Raw genomic sequence first — 21,695 nt, forward strand, 5'->3', positions numbered from 1 at the left:
CATCTTGGTTATCGGCAGCGACTATGCACCAGTCGCGACAAAGTTGAGCGGCAATTTGGCAATTGAGTTTCACGCGTGCTAATCTGGGCGTCCCGCACGGCGAGACCCTGTACGATCGCCTGAGATCTAGCCTGAACAGATCACACCTGAACACTCACACCTATACCGTCCCCACCGAAAATCTGCCTTATGAATCCTATGCAGTATCCCAGCAACCAATGCGCCATCTTTGCCGCCTGTCTGATGGCCATTGCGATTGGCCTCTGCCCGTCGTTTTGCATCGGCGAAGATCACCCGCCCTATGACGTTGTCATCTATGGCGGAACGAGCGCAGCGATCACGACGGCTGTTCAAACGGTGCGAATGGGCAAGACAGCGATCATCGTGTGTCCCGAAACCCACTTGGGCGGTTTGACCTCGGGCGGATTGGGATGGACCGACACGGGCAAGAAAGACGCCATCGGTGGTCTAAGCCGACAATTTTATCATCGGGTTTGGAAACACTACCAACGCCCGGAAGCTTGGAAACAGCAATCGCAATCTGAATTCGGTGACCGCAACCAAAGTCCGCCCGGCCCGGCGGGCGACGGTTCAACGATGTGGGTGTTTGAACCGCACGTCGCCGAACAAATTTTCGAAGACTGGATAGCCGAATACTCCATTCCTGTCCAACGGAATCAGTGGCTTGATCGAAGCGATGCAGGCGTGACGAAAAAAGAAGGCCGCATCGAATCGTTTCGAACCACCGACGGGCGAACGTATCGTGGCAAGATGTTCGTCGACGCGACGTATGAAGGCGACTTGATGGCAGCCGCCGGTGTCGAATTTCACGTCGGACGCGAATCGAACGCGACTTACAACGAAACGTACAACGGAATCCAAACTGGAGTACTGCATCATGCACACTACTTTAAAGAAGCGACCGATCCGTACGTCGTTCCTGGCGATCCCAACAGTGGATTACTGCCGCGAATCCAAGCGGCTCCACCGGGTAAGCGAGGTGATGGCGATGATCGAATTCAAGCCTACTGCTTCCGCATGTGCTTGACGAACATTGCCGAAAACCGAATTCCGTTACCCAAACCAGACGGCTACGACGCGTCTCAATATGAATTGCTGCTGCGTGTCTTTGACAATGGCTGGCGAGATCAATTCAATAAATTTGATCCGATGCCCAACCACAAAACGGACACCAACAATCATGGTCCGTTTAGCACCGACAACATCGGCATGAACTATGACTACCCGAACGCCGATTACGATCGACGGAAAGCAATCATTGCCGAGCACGAGCAATATCAAAAGGGACTGATGTACTTCATGGCGAACGACCCTCGCGTTCCCGACGAGGTTCGCGAGCCGGTTGCGAAATGGGGGCTGCCCAAAGACGAATTCCGCGACACGGGTGGATGGCCACACCAACTTTACGTTCGCGAAGCACGACGCATGATTGGCGACTACGTGATGACCGAACACGACTGCTTGGATCGCGTCGACACACCCTCTTCGGTCGGCATGGGTTCGTACACCCTCGATTCCCACAACGTCCAACGCTACGTCACGCCAGACGGTCACGTGCAAAACGAGGGTGACATTGGTGTCAAAACACCGCGTCCTTACGAAATCGCCTACGGTTCGATTGTTCCTAAGAAATCACAGTGCGAAAATCTGTTGGTTCCCGTTTGTGTTTCATCCAGCCATATCGCGTTCGGATCGATCCGTATGGAACCGGTCTTCATGGTCTTGGGCCAGTCGGCTGCCACAGCGGCATGCCTTTCGATCGATCAAGCCAAAGCCATTCAAGACTTGGATTACGACTCGCTACAAACCCAGCTAGTCGAAGACGGGCAAGTGCTAAAACTAGACTCAGTCTATCGCAACAATTCAAAGAAGATCGATGGCACCGTCATCGACGACACGTCGGCCGTTTTCACCGGCGACTGGAATCTATCAGATGTCAATTCTCCGTTTGTAGACAGCGGATATCACCACAACCAAGACGACCGAGACACGGCAAAGTCTGCCACATTCAAGGCAGATTTAAAGCCCGGCCGTTATGAAGTGCGTTTGTCTTATCCACCGAACAACAATCGCGCATCCAACGTGCCAGTCACCGTCACTCACTTGGGCGGCACCACAAAATCAACCGTCAATCAACGCGAAAAACCACCGATCAAGGGCCTCTTCCACAAACTGGGAATTTACGATTTTGGCGACAGCGGCTTGGTTCGAATTGAAACCGATCATGCAGACGGCTACGTCGTCGTCGATGCGGTGCAGTTTCTGCCAGTTGGCGAATAAATTTCGGCCAGAAAAGCCAATTCAGCGCCTGCACGGCCAGGCGTCATCAGCGACAATGAAAGCCCCCAACGGGTTTTCCGATTGAGTTACTTAGGCACTGTCGGCCCCCACTCACTCCATCACCCTCTACACCTTCTTTCACACCATCCTTGGAATTTTTCGATATGACCCGCTTGAATCGTCGTCACTTCCTCGCCACCTCGGTCGCCGCTGGCACCGCCACAGCTTTGTCACCTCGCGTTTCCCGCGCGGCCAATGCCACCAGCGAAATCAACATCGGATTCATCAGTTGCGGTAGCCGTGCAGGCCAATTGATGGGCAGCTTTGACAAGATTGACGGAGTCAACATCGCCGCTTTGTGCGATGTCGACGAATCTCGTTTGGGAGCTGCGAAAAAACGCTTTCCCAAAGCCAAGACTTACACCGATTTACGTGAACTGATTGCATCCGATGGCATCGATGCCGTCGTGGTTGCAACCTGCAATCACTGGCACTGCTTGGCAGCCATCTGGGCGATGGAAGCGGGCAAGGACGTTTACGTCGAAAAGCCTCTCTCGCATTCACAGTGGGAAGGCCGACAAACCGTTGCGGCAGCTCGCAAGTACAACCGAATTTGCCAAATCGGAACGCAACAACGATCCGATCCGATGCAAGCCGAAATCAAAAAGTTCTTACACGAAGAAAAAGCTCTTGGTGAAATTCAAGCAGCCCGAGTGAATCGCTATGGCATCCGTGGGCCAATCGGAAAGCGGGATACGCCGCTCGAAATCGACAAGAGCGTAGCTTATGACCTGTGGCTTGGCCCAGCTCAAGATCAACCGATCTATCGTGACAATCTGCAATACGATTGGCACTGGGATTGGAACACCGGCAGTGGTGAGATGGGCAACTGGGGCGTTCACGTTTTGGATGACGTTCGCAACACGGTCTTCCAAGATTCGGTCGCATTGCCGAAACAGATTCTCGGCGGCGGCGGGCGGATTGCGTACAACGATGCAGGCCAAACCCCCAACGTTCACTTCGCATACTTTGACACTGGTGCGATTCCGGTTGTGATCGGACTGTCAAATCTGCCAGCGGCTCCGGGCAGCAAGAAGAGCCCGGCGCAACCAGGGCCACCAAGCGGCTATGTCGCATACTGCGAAGGCGGTCGCTACGAAGGCCAGCGAGGTCGTGGCACTGCTTTCGACAAAGACGGCAAAAAGATTCGTTCGTTCAGCGGCAACGGCGACGACAAACACCAAGCCAACTTCATCGAGGCCGTTCGCACCCAGGACCGATCGATCTTGAATGCGGAAATCGAAGTCGGAAATGACAGTACCGGTTGGTGCAATTTGGCCAACATCGCGTTCCGCGCCGGCGAAGCGGCAAGTGGCGATCGTGTTGGACAAGTTGATCTTACCCAGTGGGAAACCCTGATCGGTGAAATGAAAGATCACCTGAAAGCCTATGAATTGACGATGAACAGTGACCAAGTCCACATCAGCCCGATGTTGACGATGGACACCAAGACGGAACAGTTCACCGGCGAAGGTAGCGAAGCGGCTAACAAGCTGCTTCGCCGCGAGTATCGCAAGGGCTACGAAGTCCCGGAAATCGTTTAGCACGACGCGCGAATCGATCCCCCCCATTCCCAGGTCGCACCGGTGGCCTGGGAGCCTGGGAGCCTGGGAGCCTGGTTTCAGGTCATTCTCAATAGCCAGCAAGCCGCAAACTTGTCACTTTGTTGATGTGGCCCATTCCGACACGGCTTTCAGTTTTGGTGACGCACTGGGATCGTCATCGGCATACTGAGTCAGCCCCCAACTACCATACTTGGACCAAGACCCGGTCGACGAAAACAGACACATCAGTGAGCCACCGTTTTCCGACCAGGCCTCAAGATATTTACGATACAAAACGCCCATTTGCTGGTCGGCGTTGACATCATGAAGCAGCTTGGTCAGGGCATCGTTGTTCATCGCCGGACCGATGCCAACAAAGTGTTGGCCAGCTTCGTAAGCAACCAATGCCAAGCCGTTCTTTTTGGCAACCAGTAAATTGTCCTGGATGTGACGAATCGTTTCGGGCAAGATTTCATCATTCGCTTTCTTGAAGATTCCTTCGACGCCAAGCGTCAGGATCTCGGCAACCTTTTCGGGCTGAACGTTCATGCCCATGTAGGGTGCAATCGCAAGCGCGTCGGCAGAACCATCTTTCATCGCCGCTTCGACGATCTTACCTGCGACGTAGGCGTTCGCCGATTGAGATGGCAACGTGCGGATCAAGCGGTCCGTGCCGCCGAACACGTCTTCGAAAATCTTGAAGACTTCGATTGAACGTTTGCCGGTGTAGCTCCAACCGGCTTCCCACGGTTTATCGCCAAGCTTCAGCTCGACACCGCGCTGTTGAACGTATTGGCACTGCATGAATTGGCCGTTCCAAACTTCGTTGGAATACTCGACAATCACACACGCGTCTTTGTCCAGCGAGTCGTTGATGACCATTGCCATGTGACGAACCGCTTCATCGGTTGCTAAGTGAGGCACGCAAACCCAAGGCGTTTGACGGGTGCGGTTGGCAAAGTCACAGATCACTTCTAGCGGCAATCCTCGCTCTGTCCAGTTCGCATCTTCCATCGACGGAAAGTCATCTGCGTTCTTGATGGTCGAGTTGTTGGTATGTTGCCAGTCCATGCTGCGGAAAGCTTTCATCGACGACCACAGCTTCATGAATCCAGGACGCCATGGATTGTCTTGGTAGGTATCCAGGAAACCGGGCATGATCAATCGAATGTTGCGGACATGATTTTCGGGATCGATACGGCGAACACGAACCCAGATCGGACCGCGACTTGCGTCGACCATGACGCTGTAGTTGCCGGCACTATTTCGCTTGGTAACTTTTCCTGCACCGCCGATTTCAATTTCACCCTCACCGTCATAGATCAACGTGTAGACACCACTTGGATAGTGGCCACCTTCAATGTTGCAGACGGGTGTTTCGACCCACGAACCGGGCTGAAGCTTCGTGACATAACCGTGGGGATCCAGTTCCAACTCGGGGCCCTTGCCCCAGGCTGCACCCTCGGTTTGCGAGATCCATTTCCGCGACGTGCGAAAGACATCAACCAACGGCAATTCCGACGAATAATCGACCGGCGACGTAAAGTTGATCCCGGCGGCCGGCTGCTTCAAGAGCGCGTCGCGATCAGCGGCCAAAGCCCATGAGGCGACAAGCAAAAACAAACCAGCAAGACATCCACGCAAACACAACATCGCATCACTTCAAAATACGGGGAGCGAATTCAGTGCCTTGAACTATAGCCTGACGGTTTCACCGATGGATAGGATCCGGACTGGAACCCAGGCAAATGCCGGGGCCGGTCAACGTGTACCGAGCAACGAAATTCGGACGCACGGAGTTGCTGCAATACCAGACTTTGAGCCTGAATTTACGACCTGTGTGCCGCAGGCTGTTCGCGACTTGCACAGTGCAACGCCCCCAGACCCCAAACTAAGTTTCGGCAATCGACCGGCTCGGGACAAACGCCGGACACCTCGCCAAGAATCGCGATCGCCTGGCCATCGGTTCCAGCGCCAAAGGTGGGCACCAACAAACGATCAGGCCCTAATCGCAGAAAATTACAATAGCTCTCGGGCACCCGCTGTCCGCCGATTTTGCGTTCGGGCGGAATCGGCAATCGATGAACATTCACTCGTGGTTTGGTCGCGTCAGCCCACAGGTGCAGTTGCCGAAAGTTTTCTTCTAACCCGGGATAGTTCGGGTCGTCTTCATCGTCAGCAACCGCGACGACGACATTTTTCGTGTCAACGAAGCGAGCGAGTTGGTCAATGTGCCCGTCGGTATCGTCGCCGATGAGACCGCCACCATCCAACCAGACAATTTCAGTGACCCCCAGTCGCCGGTGCAGTTCTTGCGAAACCTGAGCTTTCGTCCAGTTCGGATTTCGCGTGTCGGTGATCAAGCACTCGGGCGTCGTCAACAGCCGGCCGCGACCATCGAATTCCAATGCACCGCCTTCGACACACAGAGGGCTGGACTGGACCGCAATCTTTTCATGAGCAGCGATCAGTTTGGCGGCCGCATCGTCCGCGTCCCAGGGCGGATACTTGCCGCCCCAAGCATTGTATTTCCAGTCGACCGCATGGATCCGTCCATCGCTTTGATTGGCGACAAACGTCGGGCCGTAGTCGCGGACCCAAGCATCATTGGTCGCGACATCAACAATGTCGACATTGGCGATTGACCCGACCCATTTTTCACATGACTTAGCGACATCACCGCCAGCCAAAATCCGGACGGGCGTCGACTCGGCAATCAGGCGAACCCAGTCGGCATAGAAGCCAGGGATGGCGTCGAACAGTCCGGGCCAAGTGTCCAGTGAGTGCGGCCATGCGAGCCAGACACATTCGATCGGTTCCCATTCGGCCGGAACTCGTAAGTCAGACAATTGAAGCGACGAACTTGGCATGGTGGGAATGTGCCAGAGAGAGTGCGGACGCGGGAAATTTCGCAGGCCGACCAACCATCAACACGCACACGATCAGCGTTTGGAAGTCTGCTTGGACTGGGAAAATAGCCACTCGAAAACATCGTCACGCGAGTACGTCTGAGTCCAACTGTCGTGTCCGACACCCGGATATTCGGTAAAGCGTAGTTCGGGGTGATGTCCGCCTAGAGTGAGCGCTGCGATCATCTCGCGACCGCGTCCGATTGGCACCACCTTGTCGGCTTGCCCGTGGAAACCCCAGATCGGAATGCCGGCGTAATCTTGGGCCCACGTAGGGTCGCCACCGCCACACACTTCGAGCATCGCAGCGAAGCGGTTTGGTTTCGTGGCCGCCGCGAACCAGGTTCCCTGACCGCCCATCGACAAACCAGTGACGTAGACGCGATCAGGATCGACAGACTCGTTCGCGATCAAGTGATCGACCAGTTCGAGCGCCACTTTCATGGGTGTCGAAGGGGCGCGAGCGAACTCGCCACGACCAGAGGTAAGATCCCACGGCGACTCGACCCACCGAGAGCCCACAGGGCACTGGGGAAAGACGACGAAGGCAGGAAATTGATCACGCCGATCGCGACGGGCGAACTCTTTCGCGCCATGTTTTAACTGGACCTGGTTGTCATCACCTCGTTCGCCGGCGCCGTGCAGGAACAGCACTAGCGGATACTTGGTGGCGACGCTAGCCGCTGGATCCCGCTTGGCGGTTGGTTCTTGCAGCGGTTTGGGGACGAGCATTCGGTACGGCAAACCATTGAAGACTCCACTGGTGAAATCCTCAACCTTTGCCGCCGGTGAATCGCCCCAGGTGAATCGCCCCATCAACATCCCGCCCATCAGAGCAAAGGAAAGTGGCCAAATGCCCAGCAAAAAACCGATGCGTCTAACTGCCGTATTCACTCCAGCTTGATCTCTTCTTTGACCTTCTGGATGAAGTGAGGCGACTTGCCACCCTTGCTGAGCTCTTCGGCTCGCTGTTGAGCCTCTTTTCGCTGGTCAAATTCGAAGACCGCAACGCGTTTCAGGTTCTGGCTGAAGACGCCCCAATAAAGCCTCAATCGAACGTCAGCAGCGGCTTTTTTCGTCCGCTTAGACGACTTTTTCTTAGCTTTTTGATCGGTGATGAGCTTTTCGGCAGCTTCGGCCTCGGCGGCTTTTGCCTTGCGACTGACGACCTTGCGGGCCATGGATCAAGCGGGGGGTTCGAGGAAAGCGGATCCACAGAAATGGAATCGGAAGCTGCCAAGTTTAACACGATGCCACCAATATTGTCATGGGGCGTCAGCTATACACGCAGATAAGTCGAAAGGATCGCTATTCTTGAGCGACGATGTCGCTTATGCTTTGGGATAGTTAGGCAGAAGTTTCGTGGGCCGGGCACAGATGTTCGAATCGACGACGTCGGCGCTGATGGAAACCATGATTCCAGATCCAATTTGTTGCGATGGAAACTCATGGCCGAAACTTCCCGTTCACATCACTGAGAGAAAGAGTGGCAACATGCAGGTCAACGTTTCGGCGCGTCATGGTAATTTGCAACCCGGAGACCAACCGTTGGTCGTCGAAAAGGTTGAAAAACTCCGTCGTTTATACGATCGAATCAACGCCATCGAAGTGACGATCGACCTGAAGCAACTCGACAAGCCTAGCGTCGAGATCAAAGTTTCGGCCGAGCACGCAGAAGACTGCGTGGCGACCGCTGAAAGCACAACCGTGATCGCAGCACTTGATGCGGTCATTCCAAAGGTTGAGCAGCAGCTACGCCGACTGAAAGAAAAAAAGACCGGCCACCGAGCCACCGGAATCAAACACATCGACCCGGTCGTCGCTGACGAAGATTGAGCGTCGACTACCGCATCGGAACATTTGACTTTCGCGGCATGAGATCACCGACAATGATCTTCGCAGGCGGCGGTCATTACGTGTGATGCGGAATACCTCACAACCAAGAATTCCAGACGAGGAATCGCAACCCAATGAAGTTCGCAGATTTTATTACGACGAAGGCCATTCGGGCCGAACTAACGTCGTTGACCAAAGAGACCGTGATCGAAGAACTGGTTCAAGCGTTGCTTGATGCCGGTGAAATCAACGCGGACCAGCGCGACGACATCATTTCGTCAATCATGAAGCGTGAAGAACTCGGCAGCACCGGCATCGGCCGCGGCGTCGCCGTTCCTCACACCAAACACCCCAGCGTTCAAAAGCTGGTTGGAACCGTTGGCGTTAGCGAAAGCGGCGTTGACTTTGATTCGCTCGACGGCGAACGTGTTCAGTTGTTCTTTCTGCTGATCAGCCCGCCCGAACGCCCAGGCGACCACCTGCGCGCTCTCGAAAATATCTCGCGACAACTTCGGGACGATACGTTTTGCCGCTTCTTGAAGCAAAGCAAGACGCCCGAGGATATTCAACAACTACTGCAAGAAGCCGACGACAATCAATTTGTGTCTGGCTAATGAGCACCGACGCCTCCCTGACCCGAACCGTGGTCGTCCGAAACGCCGAAGGCTTGCATGCACGCCCGGCGGACTTATTGGTCCGAATGGCCAGCAAGTATCAGGCAGAAATCCGGATCGGGAAAAACAGTGAATGGGTTGATTGTAAAAGCATTTTGTCGCTTTTGACACTCGGTGCTGCGCAGGGGACCGAGCTTTCGGTCACTGCCGACGGCATCGATGCGGCTGATGCAATCGACTCAATCACCGCCCTCTTCGAGGCGGGCTTTGACGATACCAGCGAGAAGTAAAGGATCGAATCTGCCGTCAACTCGTAAAACCGAGTCGCTGGCCGCCCTCCCCACCTCCCCGCTGCCCCATCCCACAACTTATCAAACCGAACAATTTGATGGATCGCGTCACGAAAGTGGTGCTGCTGGAGCGGCCCCCAACGCATACCGATTTCTCGTCCGTAGCGGTTCGGCCGCTACAACACGAGAGAGATCGCGATGCGCGTGAGTCTCGATCTGTCCCACGACGATGGTCGAACTGCAAGGCATCCCTGTCTCGCCAGGAGTCGCTATCGGTCCGGCGCTAGTGCTGGATGCGGATGGTTATCAAATTCCTCGCTCTGTAGTCCCCGCCGATCAGGCGGACCAGGAGTACGCGCGCCTGCAGTCAGCCGTCGACGCAGTCTCGGCACGTCTTGAAACCAGCCGCTTGGAAACAGCTGCGGTTGCTGGTGAACACACCGGCGACATCTTTGCCGCGCAATTGCAAATGCTGCATGATCCGCGACTGCACGCGGAACTGCGTCGCCGGATCAACACGGAATACCTGACGGCTGCGTATTCGGTCAATCGCGTGCTGCACAACTATGCAGCGGCGTTGCGGCAGTTATCCAATCCGTTTCTAGCGGATCGTGCCGAAGATGTGCTGGACATCGAAAAGCAACTTTTGCGTGAACTCGGCGCTGTCAAGCGCGGGCCGATGTCTGATTTGAGCGAGCCCGTGATCGTGCTGTCACATGTGCTAACGCCAAGCGAAACAGCCAATCTGGATCGCCGGTACGTTCGCGGTTTTGCGACCGAAACCGGTGGCGCGGGCGGCCATACGGCCATCGTTGCCAAAGGATTGGAATTGCCAGCCGTCGTCGGCATCGGACCGTTTTTGGACAGCGTCGGTGCGGGCGACCAAGTCATTGTCGATGGTGATCGCGGCCGAGTGATCATCAACCCCGATGCGACGACGCTAAAACACTATGAACAGCGAATCAAGCAACGCAACTCGCTCAGCGCAAGGCTAGCCGAGCTTCGCGACTTGCCCGCTGAAACGGCCGATGGCGTCCGCATTCGATTGAATGCGAACATCGAGTTCCCGCATGAAACGAGCGCGGCGATCGAGCGCGGTGCCGATGGCATCGGTTTGTACCGGACCGAGTTTCTGTATTTGTCCAGCGAACAGGAACCCAGCGAAGAAGATCACTACCAAGCGTACAGCCAAGTGGTTCGCGAAATGTGCGGGCGTCCTGTCGTGATTCGCACGCTTGATCTGGGTGCCGATAAGATGGGCCATCGTCCACTTGTCGAACAAGAACACAATCCGTTTTTGGGGCTGCGCAGTATCCGTTTGTCGCTGCGAAATTTGGACTTGTTCCGACCACAATTGCGTGCTGTCTTGCGAGCCGCCGTTCACGGCGATGTTCGCGTCATGTTTCCGCTGATCACGACCATCGCTGAACTTCGCCAAGCTCGAATGCTGTTGAACCTGGTGGCCGAAGACTTGAAGGACGAAGGCATTCCCTACCGCGGCGACATCCCCGTCGGCATGATGGTCGAAGTTCCGGCAGCTGTCGTGATGCTGGAAAACTTCGTTCGCGAAGTTGACTTCCTTTCGATCGGTACGAACGATTTGGCCCAGTACACCTTGGCCGTCGACCGCAGCAACGAATACGTCGCCGATCTGTACCAATCCAGCGACCCAGCTGTACTGCGTTTGATCGCCCGATGCGTCGAAGTCGCTGACAACGCACACACGTCGCTGGCGGTTTGCGGAGAGATGAGCAGCATGCCAGCGAGAGCTCTGCTGCTGCTAGGGATGGGCGTGCGAAACTTAAGCGTCCCACCGTCCAGTTTGCCACGAGTCAAAAAGGCAATCCGCAGCGTGTCGATCAATCAGTGCCAAGAAATTGCGGCGCGGGTGATGAAACTCGAAGCGGCGCGAGACGTTGACATGTACCTGCTAGATCGACTGGGTGATCTGGTACCCGAGTTGGTTGTGACCTAATCCACCTTTTCCATTACTACTGCTTTTGTGACTGCTAAATCCAACACCGACGAGCCACGCACAAGCGATCCTAACGGATCGGCGGCATCGGCATCGGTGGTCCAATCGTCACTAGCTGCACTGCGAATTCGTTACCGAATCCGTTTTGCAAAAACCGGTCTGTTGCGATGGATCGGTCACCAGGATCTGGTTCGATTGTGGGAGCGGATGGCGCGCCGAGCCGACTTAAAACTGTCGATGACCGAAGGCTTCACACCGAAACCGCGATTCGTTTTTCCATCGGCGATGGCACTCGGAATGGAAGGATTGAATGAAGTCATCGAGATTGAACTTGCCAACTCGATCACTCCTGCTGAGCTGATGGATCGATTGGTCAGTGACAATCAACCGGGGATGTCGATCGTTTCGGTCAAGCGCCTTCCCGAGGGTTTCGGCAAAGCCCAACTGGCGCGCACGGACTATCGAATCTCGAGCCCCTGCTTTTCCAGTTCCAACCCTTCAAGTCGTAGTCATTCAAATCTTGATGGCTCAAACGAGCAACCAACCAACTCGCCAGTTGATTGGAACCAGATCGGCGAATCGATCCAGCGGTTGCTTGCGTCCGAGTCCGTTTCAATCCAGCGCAAAAAGAAAACGGTGAACTTGCAAGTCGCCCAGCAGATCCACGAATTGCGGATCGATGTAGAAGACAACGAATCCGAACGCAACTCGATCGTTCTGTCGCTGATCGCCACCAACGCCGCGTCGTTACGTCCCGATGACGTTCTAGAACTGCTTGGCCTTGATGACTGGATCGATCGCGGCGCCACGATCACACGAACCAACGTCCATTTGGACAACGAATTTGAAACCGACGATCTCGACGAGATCGCAATCCATACACAATCACCGCCGGCGTCCATGCGATTGACGCAATCTATGCAATCGCATCAAGCCAGCCCAACACCCGTAAGAGGTGCTTAACGATGAAAAAAGAAATGCTGATCAATGTGCTGCAACCGGAAGAATGCCGCATTGCTGTGCTGGAGAACGACCGACTGGAAGAGCTTTACATGGAACGCAAGAGCGTAGAAGCTTTTGCCGGAAACATTTACCGTGGCAAAATCGTCAATTTGGAACCCAGCATTCAAGCTGCGTTTGTGGACTTCGGTGTCGGTCGCAACGGATTCCTGCACATCAGCGATGTCGAGCCTCAGTATTTTCGCCAAGGCGGATACGATCCGGCCGAGGTAATGCGAGAATCGGACGAGATGGCCGAAGCCGCCGCCAAACGGGCACGTGACACGGGGCACGGATCCAAGCACGCCTTCAAAGGTGGACGACCGCGAAACAAACCACCGATCCAAGAAATCTTTCGCCGCGGCGACGAGGTCCTGGTGCAAGTGATCAAGGAAGGCATCGGCACAAAAGGCCCTACCCTTAGTACTTACATTTCGATCCCCGGTCGTTACTTGGTCTTGATGCCCTCGCTCGCACGCGTCGGGGTCAGCCGCAAGATCGAAGACGAAGACGATCGCAAGCGACTGAAGCGTTGCTTGCTTGCGCTCAATCCACCCAAGGGACTCGGGTTCATCGTTCGCACAGCCGGCGCGGGTCGCAAAGAAAACGAACTTGAAAATGACCTCGAGTACCTGCTACGGCTTTGGAAATCGATCGTCAAACGCATCGCGGACACCAAAGAACCCGGTGTCATCTATGAAGAAAGCGATCTGATCATCCGAACGATTCGGGACATCTACAGCGACGACATCGACCAAATTTTGGTCGACGAAAAAGAGTCTTATGAAAAGGCTCGCGACTTCCTCAACATGTGCATGCCGCGAGTCGTCGACCGATTGAAGTACTACGACAGCGACGTTCCACTGTTCCACAAGTACAAGCTGGAACAAGAAATCGTGAAGATCAACACTCGCCAAGTTCAATTGAAAGACGGTGGCTCGATCGTTATCGACCCCACCGAAGCCTTGGTTGCGATCGACGTCAACAGCGGCAATTTCCGCGGCAATGATTCAGCCGAAGAAAACGCATTCCGCTTGAACATGGCCGCCGCCAAAGAGATCGCACGTCAACTGCGACTGCGTGACTTGGGTGGCGTGATCGTCAACGACTTCATCGACATGCGAAAGGAAAGCCATCGACGCAAGTTGGAACGAACCCTTCGTGATGCAATGGCGAATGACCGCGCCCGAACAAAGATTTTGCGGACGAGCCCATTCGGTTTGATCGAGATGACGCGTCAACGGATTCGTCCGAGCTTGAAACGTAGCATCTACAACGACTGTCCGTGTTGCGAAGGCCGTGGTTTGGTCAAGACAGCGGAAAGCATGTCGATCGAGGTAATCCGAACGTTGGCGCTGGCAGCAAAGAACACGCACATCGAACGAGTGACGATCCGAGTCAACGATCATGTCGCAGCACACCTGAACAACCGCAAACGTCGGGACGTGATGTTGTTGGAAGACACTGGGAAAATGTCAGTTCAAATCCTGGGCAGCGAAGCGCTGTACCCAGAACACCTTGAACTCGATTGCCGCGATAAGAACGGCGAACGAGTCGAAATCGATAGCTAAGGGAATAGGTATTCGGTCTTCGGTGATAGGCATTAGGAAACTTGTCGATCACCCAAGACCAATGTGCTTTCCTAAAATTTGAATCCTAACACCTAAACCCCACTGCCCCATGATTGAACTTGGCGTCAACATTGACCATATCGCGACGGTACGTCAGGCGCGGCGGACATACGAACCCGATCCGGTGATTGCTGCGGCGCTCGCCGAACAGGGCGGCGCTGACGGGATCACGTTTCATTTGCGTGAAGACCGACGTCACATCCAAGACCGCGACGTCGAGTTGCTCAAGCGAACCGTGACGGTCAAAACAAACATGGAATTGGCGTGTGCCGACGAAGTCGTCGACATTTGTTGTCGGACTCAGCCGGACTGGGGCTTGTTGGTTCCCGAAAGCCGCCAAGAAGTCACGACCGAAGGTGGTTTGGACGTCGCCGGCGATTCGGGCCGAGTCAAATCGGCGGTACAGCGATTGAAGGATGCCGGCATCCTGGTGAGTTTGTTCATTGATCCCGATATGGATCAAATTCGTGCGGCGTCCGAGCTTGGAGTCGATGCAGTTGAACTGCACACCGGGCCGTATGCGATTGCTCGTCGCGATGACCAAAAACGTGAACTCGATCGACTCGCTAGCGCCGGCGAAGCGGTCACGACCGGGGGCATGCGTTTGCATGCCGGACATGGGCTGAACTACACCAATGTTCGGAATGTCGCCCAAATCCCTGACATGATCGAACTGAATATCGGCCACTCGATCGTCAGCCGCGCGGTCATGGTCGGCATGAAAGAAGCCGTCGCGGAAATGCGGCGGATTTTGGATTTATACGCGCCGTAAAGTAAACTTGAACGACCCGCGGCACACTACATCAAGCCGTCTTCAAACCGACGCGAACCTTCACGAGCACTCATGTCGCGACACTCATCGATTATCGGTATTTCGATCGCCGGATGCGTCGTCGCCGGTTCGTTGGTTTGGGGCGACGACAATCCACGCGGTGAGCGTCGTGCACCGGCGCCCAAAGTTTCCACCGAGCAGCTTCGAGGGATCTTCTTTGACGACCTAGACGAGGCGATCCGCGGCCAGCGTCCTTCGTTGTCTTCACTTCGCAAGGCGAGCGAAGCGAAAGCCAACGAGCCGACTAAAACTCAACAGCCCGATCAATCATCAGCGGACTCGTGGGCCGGCTTGATTTCGCCGGTTTCGTTAGAAGATGAAATCAAGCGAGTGCGTTTGCATTTCGATTCTATCATCACGACCCCCGGTGCATTCAATAGCGGCGGATACCAGGACGCTCGTTTGGACCTGTCGGTTTTGGCGATGCTATTCGCGGTGATCCAGCAACACAGCGGTGATGTACGATGGAAAGACGAAGCCGGTGCGGCCCGCGACTTGTTGGCTCGAACTGCATTCAACTGCAAAGCCGGATCGACCCAGGTCTATAACGAAGCCAAGCTGAGAAAAGCGGACTTGCAAGACTTGGTCTCGGGCACAGGGCTAGCTTCTCGCGAGGCCGAACCGGAAAACGTTTGGTCCGAAATTGCTGACCGATCACCGTTGATGGAGTACGCCGAGCGATTGGTCGACTCGCTGGAAGGAAACAGCCGCGACGCAGCCTCGATTGAATCGAACATCGATGCAGTCAAACGCGACGCCGAACTGATCGCAATGTTAGGCGAAGTGCTGACGAAGGAAGGCATGGACGAAGCAGACGACGACGATTACGTAAAACTCAGCCGCAACATGACCGCCGATTCAAAGAAAGTCGTCGCGGCGATCGAACGGGCCGATTTCGAAGGGGCTCGCGCCGGGGTCAGCCAGATCCGTGGACGCTGCGACGCTTGTCACGAGCAGTATCGATAAGGTCTCGATTGGGAAGTAGAATGATGGTCAACCGACGGTTTCCCAACTCTCCTTCGTTCGTTCAATATGCCGATTCAAGTCAAATGCCAGTGCGGTAAAGCACTTAAAATCCCCGATACCATGGCTGGGAAAGCCGTCAAGTGTCCGGGGTGTGCGACCGTTCTTCGCGTTCCGGGTGGTGCAGCCCCGACCGGCCAGAAGGCAGCCGGTGGCCAGCAAGTCCCTGGCGGTCAACGAGCTGCAGCTGGCAAACCGGCATCTCCGGCTCCCACCGCCGTCAAGCCTGGCCGCATGGACGACCTGTTTGACGAAGAAGGGTTTTCCGCTCACGTTGCCCAGGTTTGCCCGGCGTGTCGCGCCGAAATGGCGGCTGGGTCAGTGTTTTGCACCAAGTGCGGTTATCACAAAGAGTCCGGCGTACGAATGGAGTCTCACAAGACCGCTGGCGTCGATATCAGCCATGGAACGCTAGCGCTTGAAAAAGCAAAAGCCGACATGATCAAAGCCAAGAAGCTTGACGACGCCGTCTTAGCTGGCGCCGGTATGCCGTGGTGGATGCTGGCGCTAGTGTTGTTCATGTTGATGAGCGGTCTTTGTATCGCCGTTCTTGCGGTCAATGCGTCTCGTCGCGTGGACGAAACGATCACCTTCAATCCAATGGGCACGTTCTTGATCTTGTCAGGCTCGGCATTCACGACCTTTGGAGTCGGTGCCTTCGGCATGATCGTCATCCACGCGTTCAAACAGCAAATGTCGAAAGGGTTCCTTGCGATCTTGCCACCCTACACGATCTATTACGTGTTCAAGAATCCACGCGAAACGTGGAAGTACTTGCTCGGATGCATCGTGCTGCTAGGCATTGGCATCTCGCTAATTGTCGCGGGTGGAAACGCTTAGCAACAACAACACTGTCAAAATTTCATTGCCAATGTCCTCAACGATGGCCAAAGCTATTACTGCGATGGCATCGTTGCGCTAGCTGGCCGGATCGTTGTTCCGATCGAACGCTTCATCGAGGGAATGTCGACCGAAGGCGTGTTGCCACCGGTCGCAATCATCCGTGACGGTGATCCGATTTCCGAAGGAACATTCAGGCCCGGCACTCCGGTGCGTCCGATGGGAACCTGCCGCCGCGCGATTGTTGTGGTGGTCAGTCCCGACTTGGGCGCGTTGCCGTCCGCTGCGTCTCGGAATTGCCGATACTGAGGCGACAAACTTGCCAGTTCTTGCTCAGCCGTCTTTGCCGTTTTCACACCCGGCAACTGAACCGTCGCAGGAATTCCCTGAATGGTATGTCCTTCGGCGGTCTTGAATGAAGCCACCAATGACACGCGTCGCTGGGCACCACCAATTGCGTCCCAAGGAATCCACACGCTGTACGAAGCACCAAGGTCCGTTTGGCTGAAGTGACGCTTAAATTGTTCGGGCGTGAATTCGAAACGCTTTGCGTCCTTTTCAGCGGCTTCCACGGTGTCGTCAAACCCGTGCACGACCAACGTCCCATCGACGGGCACAGGACGTGATTTTTCATCATAGAAGAACACACGACCGCCAAAGCCACGTGTTGGCGTTCGTCCGGTTTGGACCAACGTATCCGGCGCCCAAGTCGCGGCCATCTTGACCGGATTAGGGTACGGATCCGGAGTCTTGTCTGACTTGTCGCCTACAAAAGGCAAACGATCAAACATCGACTTGCTCGCCTTGCTCGTTTTGTCGGATTTTTTTTGGAACGTCGAACAACCAACCGAGCTGACCGAGATCATCAAGGCGATTGATGTAGCGAAATGTCGTCGTGATATACGCATCACAGAGTCCGTTTATGATGGGGTCAAAATAGAGGCTTCGCACGACGGTGTCCGTCGTGATTGCCGGTTGCGAAAGCCGTGCTACCTAAAGACGGGCAAATCATTGCCCGTCCATATTGATTGATCGCTGCGGGGCAAATCAATCGCTTCCTAACATTCCACTTTGGCCGAAACCAATCCGATTAGGCCGAGGACGATTCGCTGCACCAGAGTCTTGCGACTTCGTATTCTGAGCACGCGTCACCTCATCGATCCAACTAACTTGGTTGGCACCGCCCGGCAGGAACTGGCTGGATGCCTGAGGCACGCTACCGTCTTGCGGTGCTGGCAAACTTGGCATGGCCGGTGCTACAGGTGCGGCAGGTGTCGGAAAGTTGCCGCCCGGTTGAACATAGGGTTCGGTGTAGATCGGCGTCTGCATGCGAGGTGCTTCGTTGACCGGTGACGAGAATCCCTGGTTAGGCATTCCCTGACCTTGCAGTTCCATCACACTGTTCGCATCAATTGTCGTTGAGTCATAGTAGGGCGACGAACCATCAACTGGATACGAATCTTGGATGATGACTTGGTCGATGGTCGGCTGCAGGTCGGGATAGATCACGGCACCTGTTGCTGGTCCCCATAATCCATAGCCACCGCTTAGTCCGACGTCACCATGGGCTTCGACGACGTCGGCCAAACACCAACTCATCCGGCTGGTTTCAGTTTGCTTGACGTATTCGAGATCTTCTTCGCCGGTGACCAGCATCGGTGTCATGACGACGAGGGTTTCCTTGCGACTTTCGATTTCTTGCTCGTACTTAAAGAAGTACCCAAGCAATGGAATATCGGCCAAGTAAGGCACTCGACGACTAAACTGCGACCGGCTCTTTTGGATCAAGCCGCCGAACACCACTGTCTGCCCACTGTAGGCCGCGACGACCGACTGGGCAGTTGTCCGAATGATGTCGTCGATGATGACCACAGATCCGTCACCTGCCGGAATTGGCGTTCCGTTGACTCCGTCGCGTGCCGAACGTGTGGCATCGACTTCCATGACGATCAATCCGTCGCTGCCAACGCGTGGTCGAATCCGCAGAATCAAGCCGACTTCAATGTCTTCGGTCGATACCAACGAACCGCTGACGTTTTGAGTCACGTCACGGATCCGAGCGATTTGGCGACCGACTTGTACGTAGCCTTCGGTGTTGTCAACGGTCATAATTTGAGGCCGACTGATGATTTGCAGTCGGTCCGCATCTTGCAGTGTGCGAAGCAACAAGCTGACCGAATCGCTAGCCGCACTCAACACAAAGCCACCGTATCCGAGCGCCGAGTTGGATGTGCCGACACCAAAGCTCGACACACCACGACTTGCGACGGTTCCCTTATTAACCTGGTTTAGGTTAGGTTGGCCCGATGCGTTAAAGTTGAACCCTGGCACGCTGGCAATTCCAAGGGCATCCGAGGCAACACCACGGTCATAGACCAACGAATCTTGCAGACCGACTTCACCACCGATTTCAAACGCATCGTCGAGCGACACTTCGGCAATCAGCACCTTGATCAGCACCATAGGTGGCCGACGATCCAGTCGATCGATCATACGACGGACGTCTTCGTAAAGCCGCGGTGACACGCTCAACAGGACGCTGTTGGTAACCGGTTCCGCAACCACAATTAAATCGCGATCAGGCAAGTCATAAGGACCAAGCCCTTGTTGAAACTGCTGGATCGAGTTGACCGATTGAGTCCGTTGTTGAACGTAGCTCGTCAATGCGGTTGCCACGTCAGCGGCCGCTTGGTGACGCAACCAAATCACTTCGGTAATACGTTCGGCAAAGCCTTCGCTGTCCAAACGCAATAGGATGCTTTCGACGACATCCAAGTCGTTGGACGAACCGCTCGCGATAATCGCATTGGTCCGTTGATCGGTGCTAAATCGCAGCGGCACCAACGAGTTGTCACCACCTGCACTGGTCGGTGGAAGACCGCCAAGATTACCGGCACCAACACTGGTTCCGCTGGTCGCAGCGTCATCACCAAACAAGTCTTGTAGCGCGGTCGTCAACTTCACAGCGTCACCATTTTCGATGGTGAATACTTTTACAAGTGACTCGACGCCAGGAGCCCGGTCGAGCTGACGAATCAATTCGCCGATCAACGACATACTGGCAGCCGGTGCACGAACAACGATCGAGTTGGCTCCGGTATCGGCCGTGATCACGGTCCCGGCAAGGATACCCGAGTCGAGAAGCTGATTGTTCTCAGAATCGATACTGACGATCGAAAGTGTAGTTGATGGACGAGTGATATTGTCGTCGGTTCCGCCTTCGCCCTCGCCATTGATCGCAGACTGCAGCACGGGTGCTAGATCTTCGGCAACGGCATTGGACAATGGGAATATCTTGATCTGGCTTTGTGCCGTGATTTGATGGACATCCAAGTCATTGACCAAGCGGGTGACTTCTTCCAAATCACGCGGCGCGGCACTGACGATCAACGAATTGGTTCGGTAGTCGGCCAGCACGCGGACCCTTGGCCCCAGTGCAGGACGCAAATCGTCACCGGCACCCGGACGATCCGCAAAGAACGCCTGGATCGATTGCTCGGCGTCGACTGCTGACGCATGCTGTAATCGAAACACTCGCAAGCGACTCGATTCAGCAACTGGCGTATCGATCTTGGCGATCAATTCCTTCAAGCTCTTGATCGCTTCGGTGCGGCCGATCAGCAACAGTGCGTTCGGCGAGTCCAACGAAGTGATGCTGACTTCGCCTTGGCGAGCCGACAAAACATCCGTGTAAAGTTGTTGCAACAGCGCGGCGACGGCATTGCTATCGGCGTGCAGCAGTTGAGCGACTTCGATATCTGGCTTGGTGACTTCGCTTTGATCTTCGATTTGCTTGATCACGTCCATGACACGCTGGACGTCCCGTTTAGCACCACGAATGATGATCGTTCCAAGTTCCGGAACAAACTGAATTTGGGTGTCGCCGATCACACCGGCGCCGCCTTCGTCGGACGGCATATCGGCGGGAACGTCTGCCGTCGCGGCGCCTTGGCCGTCACCGATTTGACCGCCCGCAGGTTGTTGGAAAACGGCGTTGCGAAACGGCGACAAATTGCCAACCTGTGCCGCAGCCATCGTTTGCCCGGGCCGACTTTCTAAGTCCTTCAGCAATCGAATCGCACGTTGCACCGGCGCGGGCTCTGCATTTTTGAGCCGCAGCACGCTGGTCGTATCATCTGTTCCGCTGCGACCTTGGTCCAAAGTCGTGATCATCTTTTCCCAACCAGGAATCGACGGCGTCGGGGCGATGACGGTGACCGAGTTGTTACGACGATCGACTTCGACTGTCGTTCCACCGATCGGAACAGCCACCAATTGGAAGGCAGCCCGTTCACCGTTGCGACTGGTCGTAACCGAAAGTGGCGTGTCGGACAGATTTTGCAGGTCGTCTTCAAATTCACGCCATGTGATTTGCTTGAGGGCAACGCTAAGCGGCGATCGTCCTTCAAGCGACGTGCTCGCTTGAACGTGTGATGCCAACATCGACTGCACTTCGCGTGCAATGTTTTGCTGCATGCCTTCGGGGGCCATCACGACAAGCTGCTTGTTCTTCTCGTCGGGAGCAATACGAACGCCGGGGATCTCACGAAACTGAAGACTCAGTTTCGTTGCGATCGACTTGGCGTGCTCCGCAGGAACAGCCAGCTTCCGCAATTGAGGACTGCCGGCTTGCTGGGCCGAAACCGCAGGCACAAAACAGACTGCGATGACAGCAACCGAAAAGTAGAAAGCTATGAAGCGGCGCATTCGCGACCACCCTTATACCGAGAGTAATTCGGACTCAAACACGGGCCTCCGTAGAGCGCTCACCCGCTTATCCGGAGTGATCGTCCAATGCGGCACAATCCCTACAGCCAAAATGGCTGGTAAGGTCCGATGAA

Annotated in this window: 17 protein-coding genes; 11 read left to right on the plus strand and 6 right to left on the minus strand. The window is 55.1% G+C overall.

Annotation, left to right across the window (positions count from 1 at the left end; translation table 11 throughout):
• Positions 1 to 189 precede the first annotated feature (189 nt).
• On the plus strand, positions 190 to 2,301 hold the full coding sequence (locus Poly59_RS03130) for an FAD-dependent oxidoreductase (protein WP_246151336.1): 2,112 nt from the start codon (positions 190 to 192) through the stop codon (positions 2,299 to 2,301).
• Between the two features lie 164 nt (positions 2,302 to 2,465).
• Entirely contained in the window at positions 2,466 to 3,905 is a 1,440-nt protein-coding gene (locus Poly59_RS03135) for a Gfo/Idh/MocA family protein (protein WP_146532583.1), read from the plus strand.
• 114 nt (positions 3,906 to 4,019) lie between these two features.
• Here Poly59_RS03135 and Poly59_RS03140 read toward each other — a convergent pair whose 3' ends face one another.
• The 4 genes from Poly59_RS03140 to Poly59_RS03155 all read right to left on the minus strand — a co-directional run bounded on the left by Poly59_RS03140 (position 4,020) and on the right by Poly59_RS03155 (position 7,995).
• Positions 4,020 to 5,558 carry a hypothetical protein gene (locus tag Poly59_RS03140; RefSeq protein WP_146532584.1) on the minus strand — a complete coding sequence of 513 codons (1,539 nt, stop codon included), beginning with the start codon at positions 5,556 to 5,558 and terminating at the stop codon, positions 4,020 to 4,022.
• Between the two features lie 176 nt (positions 5,559 to 5,734).
• The gene (locus Poly59_RS03145; RefSeq protein ID WP_146532585.1) at positions 5,735 to 6,775 is read right to left on the minus strand and encodes an agmatine deiminase family protein; all 1,041 of its coding nucleotides are present in this window, start codon (positions 6,773 to 6,775) and stop codon (positions 5,735 to 5,737) included.
• Between the two features lie 72 nt (positions 6,776 to 6,847).
• The gene (locus Poly59_RS03150) at positions 6,848 to 7,708 is read right to left on the minus strand and encodes a carboxylesterase family protein (RefSeq protein ID WP_146532586.1); all 861 of its coding nucleotides are present in this window, start codon (positions 7,706 to 7,708) and stop codon (positions 6,848 to 6,850) included.
• Positions 7,705 to 7,995: a hypothetical protein gene (locus Poly59_RS03155; RefSeq protein ID WP_146532587.1), complete on the minus strand. Its 291-nt coding sequence runs from the start codon at positions 7,993 to 7,995 to the stop codon at positions 7,705 to 7,707. The genes Poly59_RS03150 and Poly59_RS03155 overlap by 4 nt, the downstream gene beginning before the upstream one ends.
• 232 nt (positions 7,996 to 8,227) lie before the next feature.
• On the opposite strand from Poly59_RS03155, the gene hpf reads away from it, so the two are divergent.
• From hpf to Poly59_RS03200, 9 genes are all read left to right on the plus strand, one after another.
• Positions 8,228 to 8,650 carry a ribosome hibernation-promoting factor, HPF/YfiA family gene (gene hpf, locus Poly59_RS03160; RefSeq protein ID WP_246151337.1) on the plus strand — a complete coding sequence of 141 codons (423 nt, stop codon included), beginning with the start codon at positions 8,228 to 8,230 and terminating at the stop codon, positions 8,648 to 8,650.
• Positions 8,651 to 8,784: 134 nt separating this feature from the next.
• On the plus strand, positions 8,785 to 9,264 hold the full coding sequence (locus Poly59_RS03165) for a PTS sugar transporter subunit IIA (RefSeq protein ID WP_146532588.1): 480 nt from the start codon (positions 8,785 to 8,787) through the stop codon (positions 9,262 to 9,264).
• On the plus strand, positions 9,264 to 9,554 hold the full coding sequence (locus Poly59_RS03170; RefSeq protein ID WP_146532589.1) for an HPr family phosphocarrier protein: 291 nt from the start codon (positions 9,264 to 9,266) through the stop codon (positions 9,552 to 9,554). Before Poly59_RS03165 ends, Poly59_RS03170 begins: the two co-directional genes overlap by 1 nt.
• 229 nt (positions 9,555 to 9,783) lie before the next feature.
• A complete protein-coding gene (gene ptsP / locus Poly59_RS03175; RefSeq protein WP_146532590.1) occupies positions 9,784 to 11,529 on the plus strand; it encodes a phosphoenolpyruvate--protein phosphotransferase in 1,746 nt (581 codons plus the stop codon).
• 27 nt (positions 11,530 to 11,556) lie between these two features.
• Positions 11,557 to 12,492 (plus strand): TIGR03936 family radical SAM-associated protein, encoded by a 936-nt coding sequence (locus Poly59_RS03180; protein WP_246151338.1) that lies wholly within the window; start codon positions 11,557 to 11,559, stop codon positions 12,490 to 12,492.
• 2 nt (positions 12,493 to 12,494) lie between these two features.
• A complete protein-coding gene (locus Poly59_RS03185) occupies positions 12,495 to 14,099 on the plus strand; it encodes an Rne/Rng family ribonuclease (RefSeq protein ID WP_146532591.1) in 1,605 nt (534 codons plus the stop codon).
• Positions 14,100 to 14,208: 109 nt separating this feature from the next.
• The gene (locus Poly59_RS03190; RefSeq protein ID WP_146532592.1) at positions 14,209 to 14,931 is read left to right on the plus strand and encodes a pyridoxine 5'-phosphate synthase; all 723 of its coding nucleotides are present in this window, start codon (positions 14,209 to 14,211) and stop codon (positions 14,929 to 14,931) included.
• Between the two features lie 72 nt (positions 14,932 to 15,003).
• Entirely contained in the window at positions 15,004 to 15,957 is a 954-nt protein-coding gene (locus tag Poly59_RS03195; protein ID WP_146532593.1) for a cytochrome c, read from the plus strand.
• Positions 15,958 to 16,023: 66 nt separating this feature from the next.
• On the plus strand, positions 16,024 to 16,854 hold the full coding sequence (locus Poly59_RS03200) for an ABC transporter permease (RefSeq protein WP_186775990.1): 831 nt from the start codon (positions 16,024 to 16,026) through the stop codon (positions 16,852 to 16,854).
• A 56-nt stretch (positions 16,855 to 16,910) separates the two neighbouring features.
• Here the strand turns inward: Poly59_RS03200 and Poly59_RS03205 are convergent, their stop codons facing one another.
• Positions 16,911 to 17,645, minus strand: coding sequence for a hypothetical protein (locus Poly59_RS03205; protein WP_146532595.1), 735 nt, complete (start codon positions 17,643 to 17,645; stop codon positions 16,911 to 16,913).
• A gap of 256 nt (positions 17,646 to 17,901) precedes the next feature.
• Positions 17,902 to 21,561, minus strand: coding sequence for a secretin N-terminal domain-containing protein (locus Poly59_RS03210; RefSeq protein ID WP_146532596.1), 3,660 nt, complete (start codon positions 21,559 to 21,561; stop codon positions 17,902 to 17,904).
• Positions 21,562 to 21,695 lie beyond the last annotated feature (134 nt).

This window comes from Rubripirellula reticaptiva, from assembly GCF_007860175.1.
GTDB classification, from domain to species: Bacteria; Planctomycetota; Planctomycetia; order Pirellulales; family Pirellulaceae; genus Rubripirellula; species Rubripirellula reticaptiva.

What these genes read in the sequence shown, in the direction of transcription:
- Poly59_RS03130 (WP_246151336.1), top strand. Translation starts at nt 190, where the DNA reads ATGAATCCTATGCAGTATCCCAGCAACCAATGCGCCATCTTTGCCGCC.
- Poly59_RS03135 (WP_146532583.1), top strand. Translation starts at nt 2,466, where the DNA reads ATGACCCGCTTGAATCGTCGTCACTTCCTCGCCACCTCGGTCGCCGCT.
- Poly59_RS03140 (WP_146532584.1), bottom strand. Translation starts at nt 5,558, where the DNA reads ATGTTGTGTTTGCGTGGATGTCTTGCTGGTTTGTTTTTGCTTGTCGCC.
- Poly59_RS03145 (WP_146532585.1), bottom strand. Translation starts at nt 6,775, where the DNA reads ATGCCAAGTTCGTCGCTTCAATTGTCTGACTTACGAGTTCCGGCCGAA.
- Poly59_RS03155 (WP_146532587.1), bottom strand. Translation starts at nt 7,995, where the DNA reads ATGGCCCGCAAGGTCGTCAGTCGCAAGGCAAAAGCCGCCGAGGCCGAA.
- hpf (WP_246151337.1), top strand. Translation starts at nt 8,228, where the DNA reads ATGATTCCAGATCCAATTTGTTGCGATGGAAACTCATGGCCGAAACTT.
- Poly59_RS03165 (WP_146532588.1), top strand. Translation starts at nt 8,785, where the DNA reads ATGAAGTTCGCAGATTTTATTACGACGAAGGCCATTCGGGCCGAACTA.
- Poly59_RS03170 (WP_146532589.1), top strand. Translation starts at nt 9,264, where the DNA reads ATGAGCACCGACGCCTCCCTGACCCGAACCGTGGTCGTCCGAAACGCC.
- ptsP (WP_146532590.1), top strand. Translation starts at nt 9,784, where the DNA reads ATGGTCGAACTGCAAGGCATCCCTGTCTCGCCAGGAGTCGCTATCGGT.
- Poly59_RS03185 (WP_146532591.1), top strand. Translation starts at nt 12,495, where the DNA reads ATGAAAAAAGAAATGCTGATCAATGTGCTGCAACCGGAAGAATGCCGC.
- Poly59_RS03190 (WP_146532592.1), top strand. Translation starts at nt 14,209, where the DNA reads ATGATTGAACTTGGCGTCAACATTGACCATATCGCGACGGTACGTCAG.
- Poly59_RS03195 (WP_146532593.1), top strand. Translation starts at nt 15,004, where the DNA reads ATGTCGCGACACTCATCGATTATCGGTATTTCGATCGCCGGATGCGTC.
- Poly59_RS03200 (WP_186775990.1), top strand. Translation starts at nt 16,024, where the DNA reads ATGCCGATTCAAGTCAAATGCCAGTGCGGTAAAGCACTTAAAATCCCC.
- Poly59_RS03205 (WP_146532595.1), bottom strand. Translation starts at nt 17,645, where the DNA reads ATGTTTGATCGTTTGCCTTTTGTAGGCGACAAGTCAGACAAGACTCCG.
- Poly59_RS03210 (WP_146532596.1), bottom strand. Translation starts at nt 21,561, where the DNA reads ATGCGCCGCTTCATAGCTTTCTACTTTTCGGTTGCTGTCATCGCAGTC.